This is a genomic window from Pedobacter panaciterrae (assembly GCF_013204795.1).
Lineage (GTDB): Bacteria > Bacteroidota > Bacteroidia > Sphingobacteriales > Sphingobacteriaceae > Pedobacter > Pedobacter panaciterrae.
This window is the reverse complement of sequence record NZ_JABMKW010000020.1, coordinates 301,323-328,211: the sequence shown is the minus strand read 5'-3', so window position 1 is coordinate 328,211 and position 26,889 is coordinate 301,323. Positions and strand designations below refer to the sequence as shown.

Sequence of the window (26,889 nt, the reverse complement as noted above, 5' to 3'; positions counted from 1 at the left end):
TCAGGCTTTAAGAAAAGCCAAGATCTTTTAGCAATTGATCTTTGTAGTTACTTCCTATCGGGATTTCATTGTTATTAATAAATATACGATTGCCCTCTATGTGGCCAATTTTAGATTTATTAATAATAAATGAACGATGGGTTCTTAGAAAAAGTTGTTTGGGTAAGAGCTCTTCAAAGTTCGAGAAAGGCATTTTAGGCAACAGAAAATTACTGGTAGTTATGATTTTAGTATAATTGCCTTGTGCTTCGGCATAAAGCAACTCATCATATCCAATTTTATAGATCTTTCCATCGGTTTTAATAAAGATAAAATCTTCATTAGCAGAGCCAGAAACCTCGATTGCCTGCATAGTTGCTTTAGGTTCTAATTTTTCTAGTGCCTTATCTACAGCAATAATAAAACGATCAAAGGAGAAGGGTTTTAACAGGTAATCGCAAGCTGCCAAATCAAATGCATCAACAGCAAACTCCTTATAGGCTGTTGTAAATATAATCTGAGGCTGGTCTTTCATTGTTTTTACAAATGAAATTCCATCCATTATCGGCATGTTAATATCCAGGAAAAGGATATCGATCTTTTGTTTCTGCAACACAGCCTTTGCTTCAAGCGCATTCCCGCACGATGCTACAACATTAAGGTAATCCAAGTGACTACAATATGTCTTTATAATATCTCTGGCAATCGGCTCGTCATCAACAATAAGGCAGTTTACTCGGTCCATTACTTCATTTTTAAATGTAAGATAACATTGTAAAATGAATTATCCTTTTTAATGTTCAATTCATGTTCCCCCGTATAAAGCAAGTTTAACCGCTTGCTTACATTATCCAAACCAAAACCGCTGTTTTTGTTAAGCGTAGGCTGAACATTTTCTTCCTTACCGTATGAATTCTTTACCGAAAAAAGGATAGAATTACCCCAGGTCTTTAGTTTTATATCTATATAAATCTTCTCATCAATTGTGTTTTTAGAATGCTTAAAAGCATTCTCAATAAATACAATTAAAAGCATGGGTGCTATTTTTATTTCAGGTACAATTGCCTCTTCAATTTCTGTAGTCAATACCAACCTATCGCCTATCCTTATCTTCTCAAAGTCTATATAATTGTTAACGTAGGCTACTTCATCCTTTAACGGTACATATATTTCTGTCGCATCATAAACTGAATAACGCAATAGTTCCGATAGTTTAAGCAGCAATGCAGGTATTTTCTCATGATCAGTAATAGAAAGCCCATACATATTGTTTAACGTGTTAAACAGAAAATGAGGACTCAGTTGAGATTGTAACAAATGCAGCTCACTTTTACTATGAGCAGCCATTGTTTTGGCATCTCTCAATTGATTTTCAGAAATCGCGTGAACGATCTTGATCAAGGCACCGAGCGCCAGACTGATCAGCATAAATGGAACCCACGACAGTAATAAATTAATGGCAATTCGCCCTCGTAAGGGGAAATCAGCATGAAAAAACAACCAGCCAATGCAAACTATGATCAGGATAAATAACCCAAAAGAAATTTGCTTGGGAAGAACTGTTAACCTTGCAGTCCATATCTGTGCAACATATCTACCTGTAAAAAGCCCAATGAAAAAGAATACAGTTCCGGCAAAGGCCACGGCTTCATCTTCATGTATCTCAATAGACTTCGCATATGTTTCTATTACCAAAAAAACAGGGATTGAAATGATAAGGGATAAGACTATATAAAGCGGTTGGCCAAAGAAACCGATCAGTGGTTTAAATTTTATCTCGTCCATAGTGTTTCTGATGTTCCTTGTGTCAATCATAGGCTACAAATTTGAACAAGTTCATCGAGTCAATAAATAATTACTGACGAACAGCCCAGAATCATTGACAGAACCCAAAAAACAGGTTACAAAACAGTTCAACACCTCAAAATAGCTTTCCATCAACTAACAGGCAAGTTACAACATATTTTTTTTCGGAGCTAACACGAACAATCAATATTTGATCAATCAACAACCTGATCAAATTAAAAACCACTTGTAATGAAAACATATATTATATTATTTTTCGCTTCTCTGATCTCTCTTACTGCCCTGGCGCAGGTAAAACAAGGAGTCATTTCCTCAACTGTAAAAGATTCAAAAAACCAGGCAATTGGCGGTGCTACTGTTCGTCTGCTTAAAGCCGCAGACACCGCGATTATTACCACCCGAACTACTGATATCGATGGTAAATTTCAATTCAATGATGTCACCAAAGGTTCTTATCTATTAAGGATAACAGCTGTAGGCTACAAAGAATTCAATTCATCGCCCTTACATGTACTGGATAACGCAGGCGTGGTGTTTCCCGTAATTATATTACTGCCGGCTAAAAGTACAGAACTTGCAGAGGTAGTGATAAAAGCAAAGCGTCCGCTAATTCAAATGGAAATAGACAAAACAGTAGTAAACGTGGATGCCATGATTAGCAGCGCCAGCAGCAATACATTAGAAGTGCTCGAAAAAACGCCCGGCATAGTTGTAAATTCCAATGGGGATATCACATTAAACGGCCGATCTGGAGTTATGGTTTTAATTGATGGCCGCCCTACTTACATGTCGGGACAAGACCTTTCTCTTTACCTAAAATCTCTTCCCGGATCACTTTTAGACAAAATAGAGCTGATGGACAACCCTCCTGCCCGTTATGATGCATCAGGAAATGCAATTATCAATATTAAACTGAAAAAAAACAGGATAGGTGGTTTTATAGGAAGTATTTCTACAGGTTATTCTAAAGGAGAATATGGAAGAAACAACAACTCTTTGAACCTGAACTACAACTATAAAAAGATCAATTTGTTTGGGAGTATTGGTTATAGTCACGAGAAAAATTATAACATCGACAACATGACAAGGAGCTTCTTTGATACTAACAATGTACCAACATCAACCGTAGAGCTAATAAATAATCAGGAGTTTAAAAGCAATGGCTTAAATGCAAACGCAGGATTAGATTATGCAGCCACTCCAAATACAACATACGGTTTCCAGGTCAATATAAACGACAATAAAAACAACGATCTGCTGAATTATAATAGCGATAATTACAACGCCGGACAACTGAACAACATTGGCAAAGGAAACACCATTTTCGATAATAAAAGAACCAACTTAGGATCCAACGTCAACTTTCTGCATAAATTCGGATCAACCGGGAAGGAACTCTCTGCCGATATCAACTACTTAAATTACCGCAGTACCGGCAACCAATCACTCGTAAACTCACTTTATCAGCCAGATGGTACTGCTATCAGCGATAGCAAATTCTTTTACGATTTACCTTCTACCATAAATATATACACTGCCAAAGCAGATTATGTGCAAACCATGAAAAACAACGCAAAATTTGAAGCGGGCTTTAAATCGAGCTTCGTTTATAACGATAACAAATCTGATTATTACAACATTACCGATCATGGACCGGTTATCGATAACGGACAATCAAACCACTTCAAGTTCAGAGAAAACATAAACTCTGCATATGTTAATGCTCAAAAAGGATGGAAACACCTATCTATCCAATTAGGATTGCGTTTGGAAAACACACAATCTAAGGGGGAGCAATTAGGCAACGAGCTGGTGCCACCAAGCAGTTTTACTAAGAACTATACGCAAGTGTTCCCAAGTATCTTTTTAAACTACAAGCTTGATACAGTTGGCACAAACACCCTAAACTTTAGTATCAGCAAAAGAATAAACAGGCCAAATTATCAATACCTGAATCCTTTTGTGTTTTTTAAAGACAAGTACTCTTACTCTTCAGGTAATCCGGAATTAACCCCTCAATATCAGATGCGTTATGAACTTAAATATCAACACAAACAATGGCTTAGACTAGCTTTAAGTTATAACAGATTTACAGATGTAATTTTCCAGACTACACGTGTAGAAAATGATATTTTTATCAGGAAACCGGAAAACGTAGCCTTCGGATATATGATAATTCTAAATACCAATATCACAATTACTGCTGCTGAATGGTGGACACTTTATTTTGAACCGCAATTCGCCAGATTGGGATTAGATGGTATGGCATATGGCGAAAAGCTTAATCCAAGTATTTATGCAGCCAGAATAGGAATATACAACCAATTTCAATTCAAAAAAGGATGGAGTGCGGAACTGGGCAGCTATTATGTCAGCCGGGATTTAAACGGGCAAACTTATACAGCAGGCAGGTACAGGGTAAACTCAGGTATTCAAAAAAAGATTTGGAAAAACAAAGGCAGCATCAGGTTCAATGTTGATGACATGTTCCATAGCTGGGTAGCCAGGGAACGTTCAGTAGGGCTGACGCAGGCCTATTCATTTCAAACCAATGAATCTGATACGCAGCGATTTGGCATTGCACTAACGTATAACTTTGGTAAAGACACGTTTACCCGTAAAAGCAAGCACAAAAACAATGCGCTTGATGAGGAAAAAAACCGGATGTAATAGGAATTAAGGGCCCTGAAAAATCTCCGGATGCTTTCTGATAAAGTAAACAGGCGTACAGCTCCAGGCATGACAATAGCTATTTATCGGAAAAAAGTTATAAGGAGAAAGCTTGTCATTATCAGGATCATAAGCCTCCCAAAAAGTATCAGCGCCCTTATTTACCATTCCACCCCAATAATCTATTACAGAGGCTTTGGCTTCTTGTGTTAACCCACATTTAATCAAAGCCTCAATATAATAATGATACAGATAAGGCGTGCCCGGCTTTACCACATTATCATAACCCGCAATAGCTTTCATAGCCTTCTGACCTTCAGCCTTACTAGCTACTCCACTCATTATCATCCATGCCTGCGAGGCGTAAGAAACCTGCTTAGATGCTCCACTTACAAAAAGCCCTGTTTTCTTATCATAAAGTCTTGTTTTAGCCGCCTTAATCATTTTGTCAATTAGCCCATTCAATTGTGAAACCTCCTTATCCTTACCCAATAATTTAGCCAGCGTCAATGTTTCTTTCATGGTAAAAATCATTATCCCCTGCAAAGAAGCCTGTTTATCCAGCCCATCTCTCCAATCCACAAAGATCCACCAACCGTCCTTTTGAGCCGCATTAACGTTAAACAGCCCGTTATCATCCAGATGCTTGCTAATGTTGTCCATTTGCCTTTTGGCTACAGGCCATAAATCAAGCACAAACTCACTGTCTTTAGTGGCAATAAAATATTCCTTCAATGCGGCATTAAACAATAGCGAATATTCAAACAAAAATGGCGCACCTGCCTGCGCATGGGGCTTAGGGTTTTCAAATGCATTAGCATTTAAGTACCCATCTGTACGACTCAATCCTGCAATTAAATACAAACATCGTTTGGTAAGCTCATGATCTTTAAAAGAATAATTGTTAGCTAACGATTCCAGATACAAATCCCCTATCCATAATCTCCTGTCGCGTTTCGGGCCATCTTCATAAACCGTTTGCATACATTCTTTTAGCGTAGCCTGGCCAACAGCATCAATCTTTTTAATCATTGGATCTGTATTTGCCGCCAATTGAACAGGTACATTTGTAACGGCCGTAACAGCTTTAAAACTCATATCCGTTATCTTAAAATCAAAGTTACCGGAGCCAGCTAAAAGGTCAATTTTAAGGTATCTAAAGGCCATACGTCGTGGAATAGTGATTGTAGCAGGCAATTCCATCACGGTAATGATTTCGTCCTGCAGCCATGCCCTGGTCAAACCTCCTGTGTACGGATCAAAAGGTGTGGCAAGTTCACCCGGCACCTCTGCAAATGTCATTTTAAAACGTAATGGACCATCCAATACATTGGCACTTTCCTTCATGGTAAATGTATAATACCCGGTTAAATGCTCGCCAAAATCAATAACTACACCAGACTGTTTTTTAAAAGCTTGCTGATAAAGCTGGTCAACCGAACCTGCAGGAGTAGCCTTCCAACCTTGAAAAGCCTTATCATCAGCCTCTAGTTTAACCAATTGCACAGGCTTTTTTTCCTGCTCAGTCAGTTTAGGCTTATTCGTTTCTGCTTTAGCCATCCATTTATCACGCTGCTCCTGAGTATAAAAATCCTGAGCTGATAACAGCGATGGAATGCCAATGCCAAAAAATAGTAGTATCGTTCTTAATCTGTTCATGTGAAGTATAAAAATTTAGTGATCCTTTTTAGGATCAATCAACTGAGGAAACCAGGCTTTAAAATAAGTTGCTTCTTTGCCATTCCCGGCCGAGGCATAATCGCATAAATCAACAGTTACAGGCTCATCTCCCTGCTCTTTATATGATTCCGGAGAAAACTTAAGACTGAATTGTAACCACACATTTTCAGAAGTATGAGGTACGGAAACCAAATCAACATATCCGGTCTTACCTGCAAGGTTAACAATCGATCCCATATTAGCCCCTTTTAATGCCTCATCGCGGGCAAGCAATATAGGGCCACGCATCACAGCAGCATATTGAGACTTGTCTTCAATAAATTCAACCCTGCCTCTCATATCCAGTTCTAAAGCTATTTCGTCGCCATCTTTCCAGGTTCGTTTTAAGGTAGCAAACTGCCCACCAGCTGCCTCAACTGCAACACCGTTTACCATTAACACATTCTTCTTGCTCCATTCAGGTATGCGAATATTAATGCTAAAGTCCTCAGGCTTTGAAAGTTTTACACTAATTCCAATCTTACCCGTAGCCGGATAATCTGTATGCTGAACTACACTTACATTTTTACCAGTTGGAGTAACCAAAGCATAACTCCCTTCAATAAAATAATTTACAAATAAGCCATCTGCAGCTTTCATCACCACATGAGCCGGAAGGTTAAACAAACCCCTTGGGCCGCTTGCCACACAACAATTAAGATCCATACCACACTGCCCGTTTCCGGGTAATCGCAATCCATTTAAAGGCGTATATTTTGCCCAATGAAAACCATCGTGACTGGTAGAGCCCAACAAAGCGTTATAATAACTCTGTTCCACTGCATCGGCATATTTTGCTTCGCCGGTAAGCCTAAAAAGCTGATGACAAAGCTTTATCCAGGTTACTGTAACGCACGTTTCCTGATAATGAAAGATGGGATCAGCCTGTAAAGCCTTGCCACCAAACCACATTTCGGCCGATGCACCTGATCCTGCCATATTGATCTCTTTATCGCGAACGTTTTGCCAGGTCTTCTCAACCGCAGTTTTATATGTCTGTTTGCCCGTTAGCCTGTACAATTCCAATAAACCTTCGTAGCACGACATCATTTCGTATGCCTTTTGCCCCTGTTCAAAAGAATACCAGTTTTCAGGTTTAGGAAAGCGTTTAGACACATCAACATCGGCCTTGGAAATTAACTGTGGCCCCTCAGGTGTTTCCCATTGGCGAACAATCTCTTCTGCAAAATCAAGATATTTCTTATCCTTTGTTTGCGTATATAACAAGCAAATAGGCTCCAATACAGAGGATGCAGCCATACCCCGGTAATTCCCCTTAGTCACAATTATACCGTCGGCTTTCTTAATATCGTCTATCAAATTATCAGCAACAGCCTTGGCTGCTTTAAGACTCTTTTTATCACCGGTTAGACTATAATAGTCAAGCAGCCCCAGCATACAATACTTTCGTCCCCAAATGTCCCACTGCTTTAATCTGCTTTCTTCAGCATAATTACCAATATAGCCATCAGCACTTTGCGTAGCAATTAAACCACCAACAGCGGCATCCAGCTTTTGCTTTAGTTCAGGTGTTGGTTTATATTTATAGGCAAGAACTGCCGAAGTAAACCATTTTCCCCAAAACTCACTTTGCCATAAACTGGTCTCGTTTCTATGCTTAAACGGTTCAATTAAGGCATCTGCATCCTGAAGTAAAACCCTGTTCTTGTAAGAATTAGACAGCCTTTCGCCAATAAACCCACCAATCGTTTCAGATTTTGCCCTGCTGAGCTTATCCTGCCCTACACTAACACCGGTTACTAAAACAAATCCTGCTAACAATAATGAAGTATATTTTTTCATCCTAAAAGATTATTTTTTTAAGAAACGGTCGGTCCAATATCTGGTTCTGGTGATGTAGTAATCATTTGCCAGCGGGCTATAATCCAAGTAAGTAAAACCAGTAATACTCAGTGGTTTTGCCGGTTCAATCTGTGTACCCTCATGCCATTCGTTAAAAGAAGTAATGGCCACATACGGGCTTTTCACGGAAATTGCTTTTTTCCAGTAATCATCATAATACGTCCCATTGTCCCTGCTTTGCGTATTGGCACTATTCTCCGGGCGGATGCGCTCATCTATATAACCAGGCCCTACACAGGGGATGAATATCTTGTTGTTTTGAACCGCCCATTCCTGCATCTTAGCCCAGTTATTTGGGTTAGAGCCATAACGGAACACCTTCGAAACAAAGTAGGTATAGAAACCGTCAAATCCCGAATCTTTAAAGAACTGATGCTCATTATCATTCACCCAAAGACCCATAAAATCAGCATCATATAACGTTTTTCTAATGGTTGAACTTCCAGCTGGCGATAATACATCCGACCATTCAGCGGCCTTACTCAAATACGAATCATAAACAAAGAAAAGCGGTTTCTTCTGTTCAGAATAGTAAAAAGCCGGGTGCTTGCCATAAGTATCAATTAGATACTTCACATCAGCCTTAACCGTTAAGGGAGATCTATTTCCATACGGCTCAATTTGAAAACCAACCTTAACACCAGCCTTTTTAGCCTCATCTAATATCACCGGAATGCTCTTTGCGGTAAAATGATCCTTACCCCACCAGGTTAAAAAAACAGCATTAATACCTGCTTTAGCAATCATTTTCATGTGCTTAGCCACCAAAACAGGATCATTTGTGCTGTAATTACCTAATGATGGAAAAAAATTAGCGCCTATGTTATCACCACCCGGGTACCCAGTAGGATTGCCATTACTCCAATGCGACCAATGCTGATCTGCTCCATCAAAAGCCTTGGTCTGGTACCAATTGTAGTAAAAGCAAAAAACCTTAGGTTTTATGGCCAAAGCTGATCCGCAAAACAGCAGCACCAAAGGCAAAACAAATATAAATTTCAGCAACCTATTCATTTGGCGAAGGACTAATTGCACTCCAACCACCATCAATCACCAAACTTTGTCCTGTGATGTGTTTTGCCCCATCCGACACCAGGAACAAAGCCGCATTGGCAATATCTATCGTTTTAGCAGGACTACCCATTGGCGTAATTCTAGACCATACAGCCTCATAATTCGGATCATCCATGGTACGCTCTGTAAGTGTAGCACCCGGCGCTATCGTATTTACATTGATCTTAAAAGGAGAAAGCTCCAGCACCAGGTTCTTGGCCAGCATTTCAAGAGCAGCTTTAGTCATTCCGTAGGCTGCCAGATCTTTATGTGCCTGATGTGCCGTAACCGATGAGGTAAACAACAAAGAACCACCTTTAGCCTGAGTTCTCATTTGATTGGCCGCGGCCTGGGCCAAAAAGAACGTACCACCAAGGTTTGTATGTAAAACTTTATACAAAGAATCCTGAGGGTAAGTAAAGAAATCGCCAAATAAAGTAATCCCTGCGTTGGCAATCACAACATCCAGACTGCCGGATGTTTTTACAGCCAGATCAACCATACTTTGTATAAAATCCTTATCACCAGAATCACCTGCACAGGCAATACAATTTCCACCCGCATCTTTAATTGCTTGTACTGCGCCATTGGCCAGCACCTCATCTATATCATTCAATAAAACTGTAGCGCCTCTAGCTGCCAGTTGTTTACATATTTCAAAACCAATGCCCTGTCCGGCACCAGTTACAATTACCGTCTTGTTTTCAAATGCTGTTGAAGTCATCATATTAGTCTTTCGTCTGTTTATATATTAATGTGAATCGCGTAATACTTCACTACCTGAGTTACCCTTTAAAAAATCAAAATCGGCACCTAAATGTGCCTGTTCAACATGTTCTACATACAACCTTGCATAGCCCCTTTTAAACTGATTAACAGGATCAGCAAGTAAAGCCCTTCTCTGATCCAATTCCTCATCAGGCACTAATAAGCTTAACCTTCTCCCTGCTACATCCAGTTCAATCATATCCCCATCCTTAACCAATGCGATGGTTCCGTTTTCGGCAGTTTCTGGCGAAACATGCAGTACCACAGTACCGAATCCGGTTCCACTCATACGGCCATCAGATACGCGTACCATATCTGTAACCCCTAAATCAAGCATCTTTTTAGGTAAACCCATATTACCCACCTCTGGCATGCCTGGATAACCTTTAGGGCCTGTATTTTTCAATACCAATACACTATCCGCATCAACAACCAGCTCCGGATCATCAATTCTAAGCTTATAATCTTCAATGTTTTCAAATACCACAGCCTTACCTGTATGCTGCATTAAACGCGCATTAGCTGCCGAGGGCTTAATGATAGCGCCCTCCGGACAAAGATTGCCCTTTAACACCGCTACACCAGAATCCAGTTTAAAAGGACTTTCTACAGATGCAATCACCTCCTGATTCAAAGTTTGCGCCCTTTCCAGATTCTGACCAATATTTCTGCCGTTTACCGTAATACATTCGGCATTCAAAAAGCTTTGCATTTCTTTCATTACGGCAGGTAAACCACCGGCATAATACAGATCTTCCATAAAATGCTCGCCCGAAGGCTGCAGATTAGCGATTAGCGGTATCCCTGCAGAGTATTTATCAAAATCATCAATGGTTAAATCTATCCCCACCCTGCCTGCAATGGCCAACAGGTGTATCACAAAATTGGTAGAGCCACCAATGGCAGCATTTACCTTTATCGCGTTTTCAAAAGCTTTACGCACCAGAACATCAGATGGTTTCAAATCTTCCCTAACCATATCTACAATCCTGCGGCCCGAGAACTGGGCAAGTACCTTTCTTGAAGAATCAGCAGCCGGAATAGCCGCATTGCCAGGCAACGAAAGCCCAAGCGATTCAACCATACAAGCCATAGAAGATGCAGTGCCCATAACTGCACAATGCCCTCTGCTCCTGCACATTCCGGCTTCTGCCAGGTTCAATTCCTCTTCCGACATGATTCCGGATCTTACACTTTCAGAGAACCTCCAAATATCACTGGTACCTATATTTTTACCCTGAAATTTACCCGTAAGCATTGCACCACCAGAAACCACAATAGATGGAATATCTACACTGCAAGCACCCATAACCAGTGCCGGAGTAGTTTTATCGCATCCGCACATCAACACCACACCATCAATTGGGTTTGCCCTGATGGACTCTTCCACATCCATACTTACCAGGTTCCGGTAAAGCATGGCCGTAGGTTTAATCAAGGTTTCGCCTAAAGACATTACCGGAAATTCAACCGGGAAACCGCCTGCTTCAATTACCCCTCTTTTTACAGATTCGGCAAGCTCCCTAAAGTGGGCATTACATGGTGTTAATTCCGACCAGGTATTGCAAATTCCAATAACAGGTTTACCCTGAAACTCATCAGCCGGAATGCCCTGGTTTTTCATCCAGGCCCTGTAAATAAACCCATCCTTACCTTTTTTACCAAACCATTGCTGACTACGAAGCTTCTTTTCCATATCTATTTTATTATAACACACAATTAAAAACCGTAGCACCTGTTACGCCCGGCTCTACTATAAATATATGACCACTTTCGGGAAATCCCTTAAGGTCATTTTCTGTCATTCCTTTTTTTGCAGTAGTAATGATCATCTGGTCCAGCGCATCTCCAACAAAAGCACAGCTGCTTACATTAGGAGCAGGAACATCAATAAAACCCAACATTTCACCAGAATCTACATCAAACCTGCCAACACCATATCCACCCCATAACGCTATCCAAAGTTTACCTTCGGCATCCAAAGCAATCCCATCGGGCACACCCTTTTCCACAGGAATATGCACCGCAATACGCTCAAATTCCAGATTACCGGTACGCTCATCGTAGAGGTACGACTTAATTGCACCTGTAACACTATCGGTATGATAGAGCCGCTTATTGTCGGCAGTCCAAGCCATACCGTTCGAAATAGAAAGCTTACCCAGCTTTTCGCTAACCTGCAAGTTCTTATCAACGCAATAAAGTGCACCCGCATCTTTTTTATGTTTTAAGTCAGTTGTGCTTATCCATAAACGGCCCATATTATCACAACCACCATCATTGCAGCGGTAGCTTTTCCAATCGGCATTAAGTTCCGTTGTAAGCATGGTTAAAGTTTCATTAAGCAGGTTAAACCTGGCTACACCGCCTTGTAAACCCACAATAAGTTCATCGGCAATACTGCCTTTAACTACTAAAGAAACGCGTTTAGATAATTCATATTGGCGACAGCTTTTATCGGGAAAACTGTATTCATAAATCGTACAACCCTCAATATCAACCCAAAAGCAACTCTGTCGCTCATTGTGCCACATGGGGCTTTCGCCCAACATACAACCCGAAGGATACAGCACTGCCGCCCCTGTTTTGTTTACCATTTATAGATTCTTATCTGGTTAGTTTTAAGTTAAAGGATAAATATATATAATACAATCCTGTAAATAAGGTAACAAATCAAATAGAAAGATAACATACAAACTTGTATATTTAGCTGATTATTTTGCAGTAACGTTCAAATGTGGGTTAGAAAGCCTTATCTCCTATTCCTGGTAATACTTTTAATTAGCTGTCAAAAAGCTGCTGGCACTGGCGTTCCTCAGTTTGTCAACTCAAAAGCTGTAATCGACCTGCGTACCCAATCTTTTGATAAAATTGTAGAACTAGGCAAGCAGTGGGAGTTTTACTGGAATCAGCTTTTAGAGCCTCAAAACGTGTCTGCCAAAGGTGGTAAACTCGTAAATTTCCCATATGTATGGAAAGGATTTGGCTACGCTACCTACAAAGCAACCCTACTACTACCACACAATAAAAGTACATTATTACTGGCCATTCCAGAAACCTACTCGGCTTACAGGCTATATATAAATGGTAAGCTAGAAGCAGCCAATGGAAAAGTTGGCACCAATAAAGAAAGTTCTATGCCTTATTGGGAAAACCGTACAGTAGCCATACCTGCCAACATAGATACACTAAATCTTTTACTGCAAATCTCCAATTTCGACCATATCAAAGGAGGCATTAAAAAACCCCTGCAAATTGGAAACAGAGACCAATTGATACTGAAGGAACGGCAATCGGCCTCCATAAATCTTATACTTACCGGATGTTTAATCATGGGCGGCCTTTTCTTTATGGGATTGTATCTGCAAGGAAAAAACGACAAGGCCATCCTGTTTTTTGCCATCTTTTCTATAGTCTATTGCTACAGAACTATTGGTACAGACACTTATGTACTGCATAATATCATCCCGAACCTAAGCTGGCATCTAACCATCAGGTTAGAGTATCTTTCCTTATTTATAGGTATAGGACTGTTCGCGCTTTATACGCTTTATCTATTTCCTAAAGACATTAACATGCCCATACCTAAAATAATATGTGGCATATGCGGTTTATTTAGTTTAGCGGTAATATGTTTGCCGGCAGTTTATTTTACTCAATTAATAAATCCGTTTTTAGCTGTAATGTTATTCTGCCTGCTGTATGTTCCATACATATATATAAAAGCATACAGAAGAAACAGAACCGGCGCACTATACACTTTATTGAGTTCTTTTGCCCTGATCCCGGCATTTGCCATATCTCTGCTTCATTACTGGTTACTTATCCCTCCTTACCAACTGGCCAGCTTCCTGTGCTATATCACCTTCTTTTTCCTTCAGTCGCTGGCATTATCGCACAGGGTTTCTTTTGCTTTAAAACAAGCCAAAGCGCAGGCCGAAGAAGGGCTAAGTGCTAAAAGCGAATTCCTGAGCAATATGAGCCACGAGATTAGGACGCCATTAAATGCGGTGATTGGGATGAGCCATTTACTGTTAAAAAGTAACCCGCGCGAAGATCAGGTAGAGCAATTGGATGTATTGCGCTTTTCGGCAAATAATCTGTTGGCCATTGTAAACGATATTCTGGACTACAATAAAATTGAATCGGGTAAAATCTCTATTGAGCGCGTTGAAATGGATATTGCCTCTATTGTAGGTTATATTGTTAAGGGTCTTGAAATGGCAGCGCAAGACAAAAGTATAGCCCTTAATTTATCGATAGATAAAGAAATGCAAAGCAAGGTAATGGGCGACCCAACCAGAACTACTCAGGTAATTACCAACCTGGTGCATAATGCCATTAAGTTTACAGACAAGGGTTCTGTAAATGTTACCATAACTGTAGAATCTCAAAATAAAACTTCAATTACCATTGCTGTGGAGGTTAAAGATACAGGAATCGGCATATCCAAAGAGAAACTGGCTATTATCTTCGAACGGTTTATGCAAGTTAATGCGTCTGGATTTAAAGGTCCAAGCGGCACCGGACTTGGATTGGCAATATCAAAAAAGATTCTTGAACTGCAAGATTCTACGCTTAATGTAAAAAGTGTTGAAGGCAAGGGTTCTACCTTCTATTTTGAGCAAACTTTTGAAAAGGCCGGAAAAAGAAACGGAATCAATTATAACTCTGAAGCCATTAAAGAAAAATCTAAACCTTTTGAGGGGATACATATACTTTTAGTAGAAGATAACCCGATGAATGTTCTTGTTGCACAGCGATACCTTGAGGGTTGGGGAGCATCAATTGATGTGGCTTTAAACGGATTTGAGGCGCTTCACAAATTTGATGGCGCCAAACATCAGCTGGTGCTTATGGATTTACAAATGCCTATTCTGGATGGATATGAGGCTGCAAAAAAGATGCGCAAATCTGGAGTTAAAATACCGATAATAGCCCTTACCGCAAACCTGGCTGCCGAAATACAAGATCAGATAAAAGAAGCAGGTATTGATGATTACATTATAAAACCATTTTTACCAGAGGAATTGTTTAACAAGGTATCGTATTACACGTTAGAGGTCGAGGATTAAACGCACTCGTCATCCTTCCTACATCAAATTATGCGTTTCCTTAATCACATCCATTACAAACACGCTCTTAGTCTGTCCAATTCCCGGCACTTCCGTTAACTTATCTACAAAAAACGTATGATAACTTTCCATATCCTCGGCTACAATTTTGAGCATAAAGTCAAAATCACCAGAAATATTATAACATTCAATAACCTCTTTAAACCCCTGTATGGCATTCACAAAAATAGCCCCGGCTTTTTTGTTGTGCTCTCTTAAAGTAACCATACACAGCACAATCATTCTTTTGCCAACCAAACGCTTATCTAACACCGCAGAATACTGCTTAATTACACCACTTTTCTCTAAGCGCTTAATTCTATCATGTGTTGGCGTGGGACTTAAATGAATTTGCGAAGCAATTTCCCTCACAGTAAGTTTGCTATTCGATTCTATTAGTTTTAGTATTTCATGGTCTTTGCCATCTAAACTAATTTCGGGTAATTTCTGTTGTTCTGTTTTCGACATCTTTTGAAGCACTTAAAACGCACTTGTTCTATAAAAATACAAATATCAACACAATTGTTCTTATTATTTTTTATCTCTTCAATCAGAAAATCATTATTTCTACTTTTGACAGGACAACGAGCTAACTTATGTTTTCAAAAAAGAATATCATTCTGATGATTGCTTCTATGGCCATTTTTGTAGAAGCCCTGGATATTGCCATCATCAACCTCACCATACCATCTATACAAGCCCAGTTTAAAGTTGGCAACGATCAGGTGCAATGGCTGCAAACCTTGTACGTATTGCTTTACGGAGGGTTTCTGATTATTGGCGGTAAACTATCAGATGTAGTAGGTAAAAAGAAGGTATTTATGATCGGCTCTGTGCTGTTTCTAATCACCTCGTTGGGTGCCGGTTTATCCACGTCATTCGAAATGCTAGCTGTTTTTAGGGCCATACAAGGTTTAGCAGCCGCGTTGATCATGCCCTCGTCCCTATCCATAGTCATCCATAATTTCACAGAAGAAAAAGAGCGAAGCAAGGCAATTGGTATTTTCAGTTCTTTTGCCGCCATAGGATCTGGAAGCGGACTTTCTTTTGGAGGCATCATTAGCACCCTATGGGGATGGCACTGGGTTTTCCTGATCAACGTACCTATCCTATTCCTGGTAGTTATTATTGCTTATTTTTACCTGGAGGCCGATGTAGCAGAAAAGAACAAAAGAGCACCCGATGTTATTTCGGGTTTATTGCTAGCCGCAACGCTGTTAATGATCAGTTACGCGGTGCATACCATTGGCGAGTTTCAAAGCCATTCGGCATTGCTGCTTTTCCTAGCTGTTGCCATTCTAATCTGTGTTAAGGTATTATACAACAGACTTACAAGGCTCTCGGAACCGCTAATAGACTTGTCTATATTTAATTCCAGTTCTGTTGTTACGGCCAATTTGGTGTTTATTCTTTTAGGGGCATTTTTTACAGGTTTCCTGTTTATGGTTTCACTGATTCTGCAAAAGGATATGAATTTAAGTGCTGCAAAGTCTGGATTGTTGTTGGTTCCGTTTAGTTTACTCTCGGCCGTTGTGGCAAAATTAGGGATACCTGTATTAACCAAAAGGCTTACGGTTTCGCAACTGGGCATAGCCGGAATGCTGTGTATGCTTATTGGCGGATTGTTTTTAACCAGTAGCGTGCTGTTTAATCATTCGCTGGTTCTGGTACTGCTATCGGCCACCTTTGTTACCGGACTAGGGATGACATTGAGCTACACCGCCCTATCGGTACTCTCTGTACAAGGCATTCCTAAAGCGCATTATGGTCTTGGATCTAGCATTGGTACAACATCGTATTTTTTAGGTGCAGGTATAGGGCTTTCTATATTAACACTGTTCATGAAATCTAAGGACATAGCCGTTTCAGTTAATATCGTATCGTTAGTTGTTTTGAGTATTTATGCGCTTATAGGATTGACTTTGATGATTAGGCACAAGACCTCCGCGTCCCTTGCAATTCTTTAAAAACCAATTAACTTTCCCTTCTTTTAGCGGAGGGTATAAACTATTCACACAGATCGGTTGACAGGGCATTGATAGGGTCTTTCTAATAGTTAACTCTCTTAAGATTATTGGGGCTGGAGAATGAAGTATTAAATATATATAGTTTCGACTATCCCTTGTAGCATCAGACCTTACAAATGGTTCGGTCATGGCATACTAACGAAAGGAGTTATATAGGTGTTTCATAGGTGTATTGTAGGTGTACACACCTATGAAACCTGAATGAAACGGAAATGTTATCCGGATATTAGTATTATGCTTAAAGAACCTTGACCGAACCATTTGTAAGGTCTAACCAAAGCAAATAATTTTTCTAATTCTCTGAGATGATTGCCTGAATCTCTGCTTCAAGATCAGGTAATTTAGATACTATTATATCCCAAACGATGTCATAATCTACTCCAAAATAATCGTGAATTAACCGGTTACGTGTATTAGACATTTTTCTCCATTCTATATTGGGGTATATAGCTTTAAACTCATCATCAATTTTGGTACTAGCCTCACCAATAATTTCCAAGCTTCTAATTATAGCCCTTGATAGAACAGGATCGTCAACTACCAAGTCTCTATTTTCCCTTTGACAGCGTTTAGTATAAAAGAAACTTCTTCAAGAATATGCTTAAATAACTTAACATTAGATGGCAACATGCTCAGCTTGTTTTAAAATATGTGAGCCAATATATTTACTTAGTGATTGTGGTGTCACCAGCTCTACTTTTCTACCTAGCAAGTCTTCTAAGAAGAATGACAAATCCATAAAATTATCATAGCTTTTTTGGCTGGGGTCGAAATCGACTAAAAGATCAACATCACTATCCACATCAAGTTTCCCAGAAATAAACGAACCAAATATGCTCAAGCTCGAAACTCCATAAGATTTCAGCTTCTGGCTATTAGCCTTAAGTAATGATATTAATGTCCGTTTATTCTGAACTGCAGTTTGCATAACACAAAGATACTAAATAATGACAATCGTCATAAATGTAAGCCATTAATATCAAGTAGTCGCTATTTATTTCCAGGCCTAAGTAACTCATTTTTTCGGGGGGGGGTTAGGATTTTTATGATCTCTCTTTTCAGTTCCTTACTCTCGTAATATTCAATACAATCCATTAAAATAGGCTTACGCCCTTCATAGTCATCAACTTGAGTTGGAGTAATTGAGTTCATCAGTTTCTTTGCCAATGAATCCAGTTTATGGGCGTGGTTAGTAGAGCCAAACTCATCACCTACTGCGTAGTATACAGCGAGACTGATGTCCTTAGAACCAACAACTTCCTCACCAAATGCAAAATAAATGCACGCCGCCAGGAAATACTGACGATAAACCTCTCTCATTTCTTTTGGTGAAGGTATCTTTTGTGAATAAGCTTGGCTTATGAAAAAAGAAATAAAAATCACAATAGCACAAGCTTTTACTTTCATAGTATAGTTTCCTTTTGAAATTACTTATGAATTAATTCCAAATATTTGTTCCGAACAAAATGCCAATCAATTTACGGTCTTGTCTATACTTATTAAAATCTGCCGGTACGCCTAAGTTGAGTTTAGTTCCATCACAATAGTATTGATGTTGATTAGTTGAGCTAAACTGGGCGTTTTGTATTTCTATAACTTCACTATCATTATATCGATAAAGTACTATACCGTTAATCGTGGGCTGACCCGACATTTGTGAATATTCGTCCTTAAGCCAGGCTATATTCTTTAATGGATCTTTTGTTCCACATACCGTTAATACTTCTTTTCCATCAAGCGTTGCCTTTTTTTTACAAGAAACGGCAGTTATTATTAATAATAAACAAATTAAGCTGGAGATTTTTTTCATATAACATCTTCATTTTATAATGATTACATAAATCTAATACAAATCCTAAACATCTGCATCAGTTATCATGACTTAAAATATGACTTCGGACAATCTATAATTAAATACTTTCGAGATTATTTTGTTTCCTATATTTACTTATTGACCCTAGTACATAAAAGCAATAAAGCAAAACTGCTAACGATATTATGAAAGTTGGCACAAGATATTTTAACGGGTAAGGACTTTTAGCAAGATCAGTGAAATAGCAAATTATACATATTAAAGACAACGGAGCTACAAAGCCGCTTAATCCGATTAGTCCAGCGGATATCATTTCTTTAGCTTTTAAATTTTCCATAATAATTTAGGTTGGTTTGCTAAAGATAGCGATTATTTAAAACGAGCATTTATAAACCATTGGCATCCTTGGGTCACTTCCAATAATCAATGGGAAATTTCCCGGGAAAGTACTTTTGGAATTCGCTTTTCATGTTGTAAGAAGCAAAATTATCATCCTGTATTTTACCCTCTTCTGTTACCAATACATACCGGGGGATTCCATTGAACCTGAATAACTCTCTCAGCGCCAGATACTCGTCAGCCGTGATTCTATGCGTATTTAACATCAGATTCTTTTTGATATAATCGTCATAAAATGCAGCTCCTGTATTTTCGCTATCTGTTACATATACAAAATCAAAATCAGGATTGTCCTTATATTTCTTCCGGAACTCCAGGCTGCTCTCTATTCCGGCACGGCATGGTCCACAATTCTCCGCCCAAAAATCAACGATCAACACCTTTCCTTTTATTGGGTTAATGATTTTTTTGAATACGGCTGCTGCTGTGGTATTAGGTAAGTCGTAAGCTACATTTCCTATTTTATATTTGTCATACATTCGATCCATCTCTCTCAGCAGAAAGGGTTCTTGCACGGTTTTTAATAAATCAGTTGTTTCCTGGGCAAAACTTCTCTTTTTGTACTCGTAGAACTTAAAATCAGAAGTTAATGAGCGGAGTTTGGCGATGTCGTAAACCAAATTGACCTTTTTATTTTTACTGAGATAGGCCGAGTCTAGTTTCAAAAAGCCATTGGTTTTCTGGTTTTGAAAAAGAATCTTCCGTTCGAACACGGGGGAAAACTCAAAGCGGTTTACAAACGTCGAAAAATCATTGGAAACTAACAGCAATTGATCATCCAAATCAATCTTACTTAAAAAATCGAAGTAGTTTTCAGGCATGGGCAACTTTAATATTTCATTGTCCGGCGCCTGTTTCTGGTAGTAGGTGCGCGACATTTCGTAATCGAACAAATAAACGGCATAAGTCAGATCAACCTGGTTGGCTACCAACTTCCTTACCCTCTCCGACGTCTGCTTTACCTCCATGGTACTGTCTACCTTTTCCCTGGTACTTTCCCAATTGCGAAGCTGAGCTTGCTTAAAGTCATTGGGCGTCTGTGTTTTCCGATACTCATCTAAATTATTGTAGTCAGGGCGGGGTGGCTCAATGGCAGCTAACTGATCGTTGATCGCCTTATTGACGCCCAGGTATTCAGTGGTCTTATCACCTAGAATGATCCCGGTGGTAGTCCCTGGCTCGGCATAAAATTTTATGCTTTGATCATTAAAATGTATACTGGAAGACATGGGATGTATAGCCGGCAAGCCACACTCAAATCTTCCATCTTTGTAGATCCTTACTATAGTTGGTAAATCTTCCCTGGTAATGTTATTTCCATGGTAGATGATGCCACTGGAATATTTCGCGTTTTTATCATACCCTTTGATATAGCCAACGATTTTAATAGAATCGCGCAAGAAGAAGCCTTTTTGGATTGCTTTACGTTTTTTAAACGCCGTTTTTTCGGTCAGCCATTTCTGAACATACATCGGTACCGAAGCATCAGCTTTGGGTTGATCTGTGGTTTGTGCCTTGGTGATGAGCACGAGAAAGATGAGCGCGAGCAAGTTAAAATATTTCATGAGTTCGGTTAATTTTCAAATGAATATACCGAATAATCATTGCATTTCCACAGGCCGAACAGTATTGATAGGCTACAAATTGCCTAAATCTATATTTTAGCTATAATTTTTAGTGGCTGTTTTGAGATAAGTGAGCATCCAAACAAAAATCGCTACGATGGCTAAATCGTATAGTAAATTTAAAGATATAAAAGAGATCATGAAAGAACTTCCCTCTACCCCCTCGAAAGTCTTTTTTTGCAAATAAGGGAACAGAAAGCCTAATTCGACAAATGAGAAATGATTCCATAGTAATGGTAGTGCAGACATTAATGCGAAACACAAAACCCCAATTAAAAAATATTTCATACGTTTAAGTTAAAATGTCAATTTATGGGACTACAAGCGTTTTATAATTTAGTCATTTCACTTCGTGGTGATGAGAACACCCCAAGAATAACCCTCTATCAAATAATCTTTTTTTAAGGTATTTTTATCTATAATAAGTACACTCTGTAAATTTTCATTAGTAATGCCCGAAAGGCCTGCTTCATGATCTTTCAACAGTGGTTTACCATTCAAAATATAGAATATACTGCTTTCTTCGTCTGGACTTGGCACGTGCTTCAGATAATCATCAGATTTCGATTTCAAAGATGTCCAATATCTTTTCTTGACAAAAGAGATTGTTTCCATGTACACTAAACCATTCTCAGCCTCGGCTCCAAACCGATCTGTAGCGTTCTTACCTTTATAAACAGTAACCACAGCTATGGTATTCGGATCTACGCTATTCATCTCACCTCTAAACACCTGAACACTATCCAATATGAATACCGGATCATTTGTTGTCTCTACCAAAGTAAAAGATTCTTCAGATGGCACATAACAAGACATCACTAAATCAACACCTTCAATTGGTTGGTTTAAATAATATGCTTCGTCAATCGGATACATCGGCTTTTTGGATCTGTCAATCTTAACGAAAAAGGAAATAGTATCATTTGACAGATTCCAATAGTCTGAACAGCCTCGCGAACCCCATTTTCCTTCAAGCGTTGGAAAGCGCTTTAAGACATCTTTTGCCTTTAACTTACTAATATCAATGTCTGTATTATCAATGAACTTGCCTTTATAATCGGTAGTGAGCCTAATTTTACCGATCAAATCTCCGTCTCGTTCTTGTTGAAAGATAAGTCCTGGTTGTTTAGTAGTAGCAAAACCTTTTTTAGCGATGTATCTTGAATCTAGCTGCTCACATCCGGAAGAGTAGTTCATTTCTTCCACCTCTATTTCATGAAGATCATTGTAATTTTTTCTTAATTCAGTAATCGTGGTGCCACAAAGTGAAAAGCCTAAAATGCTGACAACAGGCTTGGTCTTTGTACTTATGGTTGTGTTTTGGCTCTTTGATGATAAAGCAAAGAAGAAAACTAAAAGGAGTAGATAAATTTTTAAGCGGTTAATTTTCATGCCCTGCAATTGATTTTTCTAAGGTAAGAATATTGTTAAACTTAATTCACTCACCAACTTCTCTTTTCTCGTTGTTTTATTATATATATATATTTTCTACCCATATTAATAAAGAATCACCATCTAATATGGCTGATGTCTTATGATTTGGGATTAAATCTTCTGCAGCAGAAAAAATTGTATTCTCAATCTGTGAAATTACATTCTCAAAAAATTAAACTTGGAAATAAATTTTTAGTTACAGATTAATATTGCAATACATTATACCAACTAATGGGTATTGTTTTGTAGTTGCTTAGAAAGTATTTTTAATAAAAAAAATAATACGTTTCATACAATAAAATCGATAGCTGTTTTAAACAAATTCTGTGCTCTGTCCTATTAATATTCTTTATCGGTAAATAGTATTTTATGTTGAACCAAATTCACGTTTTTTAATATCCGCCAATCAAAGTATTTTTTACTCTAAATAAGCTCCGTCATGAAACTCTCAACTCTAAAAACAAACTTGTTTTTAACTAGATGCATCGTCATCACCTCAATGTTTATAACATTTAACTGTATTTCATCAAATGTTGTAGGACAGGAATTGAAATTTCAAACCCCGTCTCCGCTTAGCACAAAAAAAGAGAAGGCAGATAAAAAAATCACTATCCAGTTTACCTTGGAAAAAGCAACAAAAGACACCAAAATTTCCTATAAAGTCCTGAAGGATAAAAGTTCGGCCATTGACAGGGACTATACTTTGGCAGATGGTGAAGTAACCGTCAAATCTGCAGACAAATACAAGGATGAGGTCGAAGTCACCATCAAAGCACAGAAATTTACTGAAGCCCTGCGTGAGCTTTACATCAATTTCACCTATAAAGATGACAAGGGTAAAGACCAGTCTACGGAATTCGTAGTAAATATTTTTGACGCCAATGACGGAAGTGCGGATGAACCCCAATACACTGCGAGTGAGGAAGAAAAAACTAGACATGTTGGAATAGAATTTTACACCGGAGGCAGCCTGGATTTCTATAACAATCTGAAATTTCAAAAAATCAGCGGTGAGCTTTTCATATACGCAAATGATATTACTGGTCCGGATGACCGACTAGGCGGCTTCCTGGGAATCGCAAACTTCCAGAATTTTACACGCGATTCCTCAAACGTGAATGTCAGGCCTCAGTACATACAAATAGATACTGGTAAATACATACCAGGCAAAACTAAATACCGGAGAAACATTTTCATAGATCATTTGAAAGTACATACCAGTCAATGGAGTTACTACTTCAACCCAACTTTCAGACTTAACAATAACAGGAGCGATTTCTTTAATATATATTTATCATTTAGAATGGAAGCTTTGGTAGTATCAACCACAAGAAGTTTTGATACCGACACCCTACCTAGCGACACCTCCGCTCTTGCGTTAACAGACCCTGTATTTCAGTCTGGAAAAGGTTTCTTATTGCAGAATACTACTGATACCCAAACAAGTGGATACTTCAGTTTTGGACTCCCAATGTTTTTAAATGCGAAAAACAAAGTCAAAATTTATCTTGATCCTAACCTGGGAGTTGCTAACTACAATTTAGCATACTATAGGCCTAGGGAGGGTCAGAGGGGTATGATAAAAAATGTGCTCTCTGAAAAGAAAGCATTCTATCTAGTAAGGGCGCGTATAAGCGAACAGTATTCCGGCTTGGGCGTGACCATTGGTGGAGAAATCAGAGGTTTTTTAAAGGATTATGCACCCAGTATTAATGCCTACTTAGGAATTAAAGCAAATATTGCTGGGCTTTTCAGCAAGAACTAGGATAATGTTACTGACATTTTAAGAATGGCATGATCGATTTTCGCATGTTTTTGGATATGAAAATAATTATGAACAATTCGAAAAGCGTTACGGATTAAAATATCATATCTTGCTATGCCTATGAACTTACCGATCGATTACTACTGTTTTAATGATGCGTCTGATACATTGGAGTTCAAGAATAAGGTTGAAGAACATTTGAAATAGTATTCAATCTTATTTAAACAAACATTTACACCCTTCCTTTGGTAGGATCACAGAAGTTTTTAGCAGGGAATCTATATTAACTGGCTTGTATTTTTCATTCTTGCTGGTTTGGCCTTTTAGTCCAATAGACAACAGTATAAAACATTGAAGTAATAGTGCGATTTTCATGAGTGGTTGATTGAGAGGCATTTTTAAATATACTATATTTAAAAATATAATACCACATAGAGTTTTGCCTGGTTTTAGTAAGCCCTTTTATCACTTACTTTGTTTACTTTAGTAAGTAGCTCTAATGTTTACCTTTTTAACGCGATCATTCAATGCCAACTATAAATCGTCGTCATCTCATCATTCACATCTCTTTCCTTTTAACGCTAGGCTTAGCCAGCTGCAAGCCCACAGGTTCGGAACAAAAAACAACTGCTATTGCTAAGTTGACGATTCGTTATATGAATGAGAATAAGCCAGACAGCGTTTATTTACTATTTGGAGAAACCCTCCGAAAACAAATTCCAGTAGTCAGATGGGCTAGTATTTACAAAAAACAGATCTCGGGATTGTTACCCTTAAAAAATCTAAGCTTAGTAAGCTGGAAAGATTCAATTGGGATATACAAAGTGACTGGAAAAATACCCCTGCAGATTATGTTTGGTAATCTGGATAAAGACGGCAAGATGAATACATTTGCCGCTCTGTCATCCACAGAAACGGCAAAGAAAACACACAAAGTAGCTACCGACAACAAATTAATCAACCACCTGGATAGTACTGTTGATAAGGTGGTTTCCACCTACATCCAAACTAAAGGTAATGTTGGGGTAAGTGCAGGTGTTCTTTATAAAGGGAAGAGTTACTTTTATAATTACGGTGAGCGCAAAATGGACACGAAAAGTCTGCCCGATAATCATACACTATATGATATTGGTTCTATAACTAAGACATTTACCTCTACCCTGCTTGCTCTGGCAGTTCATCAGCAAAAACTAACTCTTGAAACATCAATTACCAAGTTTCTACCAGATTCTGTGGCTGAAAACCCTGCGTTACAAAAGATAACATTTAAAGAACTTGCCAATCATACCTCTGGTTTACCAAGGGATGCCGACAATCTGGGAGCTACGGTTATTGATGCCAATCAGCCTTATGGTAACTATAAGGTTAAGGACTTGTTTTCGCTTCTAAAGCATTTTAAACAAACAACAGTGCCAGGCGTAAAGTATGGATATAGCAATTTAGGCGTCGGGCTAATAGGTGTATTGTTGGAAAGGATTTATGACAAGTCTTATCAGGAACTTCTACGGCAGTATATTACCCTGCCATTGAAAATGAATGAAACTATGTGCTCCATTGACAGCACCAAATTTAGTAACCTTGCTCAAGGTTATAATAGTTTCTCTCAGCCAGTTCCTTTTTATCATCTGCAGGCTGTTGAAGCGGCAGGTGCCATTAAAAGCTCAACATTTGACCTTATAACTTATGCAAAAGCACAACTATTCTCTTCTAGTCCCACTCTTGATACAGCTATAAAATTAATACATCAGGTCACTTTTGATAAAAAACCGGATATAGTTGGACTAGGTTGGTATTATTTGCCAGATAACAAAAACGTTATGACTCATACTGGCGGAACAGGTGGTTATCTCAGCAGTATTTGCATAGATCTGAGTAGGCAAATAGCTGTGGTTATTCTAACGAACAATACAAATACAGGTCATAACTTGGGTAATAATTTAATCACTGCGATTCATTAGTAAAGTTGATAATATGCTGAGTATAACATGCGCATTTAACAGTCTAATGATTAGTAATGGTCTAATGATTTAAAAGTGAATCAGGATTATTAGTAATTATAAATCTAAATTTTAAACGTATGTTATTCGCTTCTATCGGTACTGGTAAAATTGTATTAATTCTAGTTGCTATTGCTATGCTATGGGCATTAGGACGTTATGGTAGAGATACGCGCATAGGTTTTGGTGGTGTTATTTTGCTTGGGCTTTTCCTTACCCCATTGATTGCATTTATTATTATATATTATTTAATAACCTGCAAGATTAAAAAGACAGGTTTAGCCGAAATCTATATTAAAAATTAGATGACAATATGCTCGGCTTGTTTTAGAATATATGGGACTTGAAGGGTCCGTTGGCGACAGTTCTTGGGGTATATACGCCGGAATATTTAGAGATAAATATTATATTGAATGGATTGTGGAGTTTGACCCGACTAAATAGTGTAAAATACCTATTTTTATATATTTCCCGAGAAATTGCTTTCATGAAAAAAATAAACTTAAAAATACTGCTGATTTCAATCATTTTTCTTGGGATTTTAACCGCTGTTAGCTTTGTTGCTGTAGGTGCCGAAGAAGAAGGAACAAGCGGAGGCAGTTTGGCAGTATTAACGCTTTCAAAATTATTTTATGTACTTAGATTTCCGACACATACTTTACTTTGGAATGTTATGGGAGACAATGAATACGTTTTTTTTGTTTTGCTGGGAGTAAATGTCTTGATATACGGATATCTTATTGAACGGCTGTTTTATAAATGTACCTGATTACATGTATTCAATGTCGCCATCATCCTACATATTCGGAATTTCTTGATTCCAATAACTTGCTTTCGATAGCCTGATTCAAAATCAT

Annotated in this window: 23 protein-coding genes; 7 read left to right on the top strand and 16 right to left on the bottom strand. The window is 38.5% G+C overall.

All coding sequences use genetic code 11. The features are described from left to right. Positions 1–7: 7 nt before the first annotated feature. Positions 8–724, bottom strand: coding sequence for a LytR/AlgR family response regulator transcription factor (locus HQN86_RS20270; protein WP_172662714.1), 717 nt, complete (start codon positions 722–724; stop codon positions 8–10). Then, on the bottom strand, positions 724–1,794 hold the full coding sequence (locus HQN86_RS20265; RefSeq protein WP_172662713.1) for a sensor histidine kinase: 1,071 nt from the start codon (positions 1,792–1,794) through the stop codon (positions 724–726). The genes HQN86_RS20270 and HQN86_RS20265 overlap by 1 nt, the downstream gene beginning before the upstream one ends. Before the next feature lie 222 nt (positions 1,795–2,016). Between HQN86_RS20265 and HQN86_RS20260 the strand changes: the two genes are divergently transcribed. Next, a complete protein-coding gene (locus tag HQN86_RS20260; RefSeq protein WP_172662712.1) occupies positions 2,017–4,455 on the top strand; it encodes an outer membrane beta-barrel protein in 2,439 nt (812 codons plus the stop codon). Between the two features lie 6 nt (positions 4,456–4,461). Here the strand turns inward: HQN86_RS20260 and HQN86_RS20255 are convergent, their stop codons facing one another. From HQN86_RS20255 to HQN86_RS20230, 6 genes are read right to left on the bottom strand one after another with little or no spacing between them, the layout of a single operon-like run. Then, positions 4,462–6,114: an alpha-L-rhamnosidase-related protein gene (locus HQN86_RS20255; protein ID WP_172662711.1), complete on the bottom strand. Its 1,653-nt coding sequence runs from the start codon at positions 6,112–6,114 to the stop codon at positions 4,462–4,464. A 15-nt stretch (positions 6,115–6,129) separates the two neighbouring features. Continuing rightward, positions 6,130–7,977 carry a glycoside hydrolase family 127 protein gene (locus tag HQN86_RS20250; RefSeq protein ID WP_172662710.1) on the bottom strand — a complete coding sequence of 616 codons (1,848 nt, stop codon included), beginning with the start codon at positions 7,975–7,977 and terminating at the stop codon, positions 6,130–6,132. 9 nt (positions 7,978–7,986) lie between these two features. Beyond that, the gene (locus HQN86_RS20245) at positions 7,987–9,051 is read right to left on the bottom strand and encodes a glycoside hydrolase family 99 protein (protein ID WP_172662709.1); all 1,065 of its coding nucleotides are present in this window, start codon (positions 9,049–9,051) and stop codon (positions 7,987–7,989) included. Beyond that, positions 9,044–9,817 carry an SDR family NAD(P)-dependent oxidoreductase gene (locus tag HQN86_RS20240; protein WP_216854466.1) on the bottom strand — a complete coding sequence of 258 codons (774 nt, stop codon included), beginning with the start codon at positions 9,815–9,817 and terminating at the stop codon, positions 9,044–9,046. The genes HQN86_RS20245 and HQN86_RS20240 overlap by 8 nt, the downstream gene beginning before the upstream one ends. A 24-nt stretch (positions 9,818–9,841) precedes the next feature. Then, a complete protein-coding gene (locus HQN86_RS20235) occupies positions 9,842–11,554 on the bottom strand; it encodes an IlvD/Edd family dehydratase (protein ID WP_172662708.1) in 1,713 nt (570 codons plus the stop codon). 10 nt (positions 11,555–11,564) lie between these two features. Then, positions 11,565–12,455: an SMP-30/gluconolactonase/LRE family protein gene (locus HQN86_RS20230; RefSeq protein ID WP_172662707.1), complete on the bottom strand. Its 891-nt coding sequence runs from the start codon at positions 12,453–12,455 to the stop codon at positions 11,565–11,567. A 138-nt stretch (positions 12,456–12,593) separates the two neighbouring features. On the opposite strand from HQN86_RS20230, the gene HQN86_RS20225 reads away from it, so the two are divergent. Next, entirely contained in the window at positions 12,594–14,933 is a 2,340-nt protein-coding gene (locus tag HQN86_RS20225) for an ATP-binding protein (protein WP_172662706.1), read from the top strand. An 18-nt stretch (positions 14,934–14,951) separates the two neighbouring features. Here the strand turns inward: HQN86_RS20225 and HQN86_RS20220 are convergent, their stop codons facing one another. Continuing rightward, a complete protein-coding gene (locus HQN86_RS20220; RefSeq protein ID WP_172662705.1) occupies positions 14,952–15,440 on the bottom strand; it encodes an Lrp/AsnC family transcriptional regulator in 489 nt (162 codons plus the stop codon). Between the two features lie 128 nt (positions 15,441–15,568). Between HQN86_RS20220 and HQN86_RS20215 the strand changes: the two genes are divergently transcribed. Next, positions 15,569–16,939 carry an MFS transporter gene (locus HQN86_RS20215; protein ID WP_172662704.1) on the top strand — a complete coding sequence of 457 codons (1,371 nt, stop codon included), beginning with the start codon at positions 15,569–15,571 and terminating at the stop codon, positions 16,937–16,939. A gap of 352 nt (positions 16,940–17,291) precedes the next feature. On the opposite strand, the gene HQN86_RS20210 is transcribed toward HQN86_RS20215, so the two are convergent. The 7 genes from HQN86_RS20210 to HQN86_RS20180 all read right to left on the bottom strand — a co-directional run bounded on the left by HQN86_RS20210 (position 17,292) and on the right by HQN86_RS20180 (position 22,228). Further along, a complete protein-coding gene (locus HQN86_RS20210) occupies positions 17,292–17,543 on the bottom strand; it encodes a HepT-like ribonuclease domain-containing protein (protein ID WP_216854465.1) in 252 nt (83 codons plus the stop codon). Positions 17,544–17,615: 72 nt separating this feature from the next. Next, positions 17,616–17,927, bottom strand: coding sequence for a nucleotidyltransferase family protein (locus tag HQN86_RS20205; protein WP_172662703.1), 312 nt, complete (start codon positions 17,925–17,927; stop codon positions 17,616–17,618). Between the two features lie 62 nt (positions 17,928–17,989). Continuing rightward, positions 17,990–18,406, bottom strand: a complete 417-nt coding sequence (locus HQN86_RS20200) for a hypothetical protein (RefSeq protein WP_172662702.1) — start codon at positions 18,404–18,406, stop codon at positions 17,990–17,992. Between the two features lie 31 nt (positions 18,407–18,437). Continuing rightward, a complete protein-coding gene (locus HQN86_RS20195; RefSeq protein ID WP_172662701.1) occupies positions 18,438–18,809 on the bottom strand; it encodes a hypothetical protein in 372 nt (123 codons plus the stop codon). A gap of 413 nt (positions 18,810–19,222) precedes the next feature. Further along, positions 19,223–20,776, bottom strand: a complete 1,554-nt coding sequence (locus tag HQN86_RS20190) for a TlpA family protein disulfide reductase (RefSeq protein ID WP_172662700.1) — start codon at positions 20,774–20,776, stop codon at positions 19,223–19,225. Positions 20,777–20,872: 96 nt separating this feature from the next. Then, positions 20,873–21,124, bottom strand: a complete 252-nt coding sequence (locus HQN86_RS20185) for a hypothetical protein (protein WP_172662699.1) — start codon at positions 21,122–21,124, stop codon at positions 20,873–20,875. A 57-nt stretch (positions 21,125–21,181) separates the two neighbouring features. Beyond that, entirely contained in the window at positions 21,182–22,228 is a 1,047-nt protein-coding gene (locus HQN86_RS20180; RefSeq protein WP_172662698.1) for a hypothetical protein, read from the bottom strand. 481 nt (positions 22,229–22,709) lie between these two features. Between HQN86_RS20180 and HQN86_RS20175 the strand changes: the two genes are divergently transcribed. The 4 genes from HQN86_RS20175 to HQN86_RS20160 all read left to right on the top strand — a co-directional run bounded on the left by HQN86_RS20175 (position 22,710) and on the right by HQN86_RS20160 (position 26,801). Then, complete coding sequence (locus HQN86_RS20175) at positions 22,710–24,035, top strand: hypothetical protein (RefSeq protein ID WP_172662697.1); 1,326 nt, start codon at positions 22,710–22,712, stop codon at positions 24,033–24,035. 527 nt (positions 24,036–24,562) lie between these two features. Further along, positions 24,563–25,993 carry a serine hydrolase domain-containing protein gene (locus tag HQN86_RS20170; protein ID WP_172662696.1) on the top strand — a complete coding sequence of 477 codons (1,431 nt, stop codon included), beginning with the start codon at positions 24,563–24,565 and terminating at the stop codon, positions 25,991–25,993. Between the two features lie 119 nt (positions 25,994–26,112). Continuing rightward, positions 26,113–26,337, top strand: a complete 225-nt coding sequence (locus tag HQN86_RS20165) for a hypothetical protein (RefSeq protein WP_172662695.1) — start codon at positions 26,113–26,115, stop codon at positions 26,335–26,337. Positions 26,338–26,519: 182 nt separating this feature from the next. Then, complete coding sequence (locus HQN86_RS20160) at positions 26,520–26,801, top strand: hypothetical protein (RefSeq protein WP_172662694.1); 282 nt, start codon at positions 26,520–26,522, stop codon at positions 26,799–26,801. The last annotated feature ends 88 nt before the right edge of the window (positions 26,802–26,889 follow it).

What these genes read in the sequence shown, in the direction of transcription:
- HQN86_RS20250 (WP_172662710.1), bottom strand. Translation starts at nt 7,977, where the DNA reads ATGAAAAAATATACTTCATTATTGTTAGCAGGATTTGTTTTAGTAACC.
- HQN86_RS20225 (WP_172662706.1), top strand. Translation starts at nt 12,594, where the DNA reads ATGTGGGTTAGAAAGCCTTATCTCCTATTCCTGGTAATACTTTTAATT.
- HQN86_RS20230 (WP_172662707.1), bottom strand. Translation starts at nt 12,455, where the DNA reads ATGGTAAACAAAACAGGGGCGGCAGTGCTGTATCCTTCGGGTTGTATG.
- HQN86_RS20235 (WP_172662708.1), bottom strand. Translation starts at nt 11,554, where the DNA reads ATGGAAAAGAAGCTTCGTAGTCAGCAATGGTTTGGTAAAAAAGGTAAG.
- HQN86_RS20265 (WP_172662713.1), bottom strand. Translation starts at nt 1,794, where the DNA reads ATGATTGACACAAGGAACATCAGAAACACTATGGACGAGATAAAATTT.
- HQN86_RS20165 (WP_172662695.1), top strand. Translation starts at nt 26,113, where the DNA reads ATGTTATTCGCTTCTATCGGTACTGGTAAAATTGTATTAATTCTAGTT.
- HQN86_RS20270 (WP_172662714.1), bottom strand. Translation starts at nt 724, where the DNA reads ATGGACCGAGTAAACTGCCTTATTGTTGATGACGAGCCGATTGCCAGA.
- HQN86_RS20160 (WP_172662694.1), top strand. Translation starts at nt 26,520, where the DNA reads ATGAAAAAAATAAACTTAAAAATACTGCTGATTTCAATCATTTTTCTT.
- HQN86_RS20215 (WP_172662704.1), top strand. Translation starts at nt 15,569, where the DNA reads ATGTTTTCAAAAAAGAATATCATTCTGATGATTGCTTCTATGGCCATT.
- HQN86_RS20180 (WP_172662698.1), bottom strand. Translation starts at nt 22,228, where the DNA reads ATGAAAATTAACCGCTTAAAAATTTATCTACTCCTTTTAGTTTTCTTC.
- HQN86_RS20190 (WP_172662700.1), bottom strand. Translation starts at nt 20,776, where the DNA reads ATGAAATATTTTAACTTGCTCGCGCTCATCTTTCTCGTGCTCATCACC.
- HQN86_RS20195 (WP_172662701.1), bottom strand. Translation starts at nt 18,809, where the DNA reads ATGAAAAAAATCTCCAGCTTAATTTGTTTATTATTAATAATAACTGCC.
- HQN86_RS20205 (WP_172662703.1), bottom strand. Translation starts at nt 17,927, where the DNA reads ATGCAAACTGCAGTTCAGAATAAACGGACATTAATATCATTACTTAAG.
- HQN86_RS20185 (WP_172662699.1), bottom strand. Translation starts at nt 21,124, where the DNA reads ATGAAATATTTTTTAATTGGGGTTTTGTGTTTCGCATTAATGTCTGCA.
- HQN86_RS20200 (WP_172662702.1), bottom strand. Translation starts at nt 18,406, where the DNA reads ATGAAAGTAAAAGCTTGTGCTATTGTGATTTTTATTTCTTTTTTCATA.
- HQN86_RS20245 (WP_172662709.1), bottom strand. Translation starts at nt 9,051, where the DNA reads ATGAATAGGTTGCTGAAATTTATATTTGTTTTGCCTTTGGTGCTGCTG.
- HQN86_RS20175 (WP_172662697.1), top strand. Translation starts at nt 22,710, where the DNA reads ATGAAACTCTCAACTCTAAAAACAAACTTGTTTTTAACTAGATGCATC.
- HQN86_RS20170 (WP_172662696.1), top strand. Translation starts at nt 24,563, where the DNA reads ATGCCAACTATAAATCGTCGTCATCTCATCATTCACATCTCTTTCCTT.
- HQN86_RS20260 (WP_172662712.1), top strand. Translation starts at nt 2,017, where the DNA reads ATGAAAACATATATTATATTATTTTTCGCTTCTCTGATCTCTCTTACT.
- HQN86_RS20255 (WP_172662711.1), bottom strand. Translation starts at nt 6,114, where the DNA reads ATGAACAGATTAAGAACGATACTACTATTTTTTGGCATTGGCATTCCA.
- HQN86_RS20240 (WP_216854466.1), bottom strand. Translation starts at nt 9,817, where the DNA reads ATGATGACTTCAACAGCATTTGAAAACAAGACGGTAATTGTAACTGGT.
- HQN86_RS20220 (WP_172662705.1), bottom strand. Translation starts at nt 15,440, where the DNA reads ATGTCGAAAACAGAACAACAGAAATTACCCGAAATTAGTTTAGATGGC.